This is a genomic window from Mesorhizobium sp. M7A.F.Ca.CA.001.08.2.1, from assembly GCF_003998455.1.
GTDB classification, from domain to species: Bacteria; Pseudomonadota; Alphaproteobacteria; order Rhizobiales; family Rhizobiaceae; genus Mesorhizobium; species Mesorhizobium ciceri.
Genome location: NZ_RZPW01001335.1, coordinates 1 through 745, shown reverse-complemented (window position 1 = coordinate 745; position 745 = coordinate 1). Strand labels below are relative to the sequence as shown.

Genomic DNA, 745 nt, shown 5'->3' with positions numbered 1-745 from the left:
CCCAGGGAATGTCCAGCCTGGCGTTGGTCAGATCGGCCGAGACGTTCTGGTCGCCGCTGCCGTTCTTGTCGATCGCCACCTTCACCGTTCCGGCAAGCAGCGGCTTCAGGCCGGGCATGGCGGCGGCGCGGATCTTGTCGTCGAGCACCAGGGCCACCTTGCGGCTGCGCGCCGGCCCCTCATCCCTGAGCGGCTCGATCAGATCGAGTTCGGCCGGAATGCCGTTCAGCAACGCCTTGGCGGAGATCACCGCCTTCTCGGGGTCGACCGTGATCGAACCGTCGGCATCCGTCACGACCTGTCCTTCGAAGGGCTTGGCCAGGGACATGCCGGTGTAGTCGAGCGACACCAGCCAATCGAGCTTCGAGGAGTCGACGCCGGACTGCAGCGGAATATCCGCCTTGACGTGACCGGTGACGCTGCCCGACAGGTCCTCCGGCAGAATGCCGACATGGCGCATGGCGTTGATCGGCTCGTAGGATGCGAGTTCGGCAACGGCGGATGCGTCGCCGTCGACATCGATGTCGAGCGCGCCGACGACCGGCGGGCGGTTCGCCGCCTTGACCGTCAGCGTGCCGTTGCTGGCCGCCACGGTGCGGCCGCTGGGCATGTAGACGGTGCCCGAGGAGAGCGAGATATCGACATCGTTGCCGTGGAAACCGACGACGCCGACCGCGTCGCGTATCGGCGGGATGCGGCCGGCGGTGTCGAATCGCGATCCCTCGATCTGGAAGCGGCCGAACAC

The 745-nt window shown here is 67.0% G+C and carries 1 pseudogene; it reads right to left on the bottom strand.

Annotated elements, in window-relative coordinates:
• Positions 1-745 (bottom strand): annotated as a pseudogene (locus tag EN914_RS37220) (hypothetical protein); the annotation flags it as partial.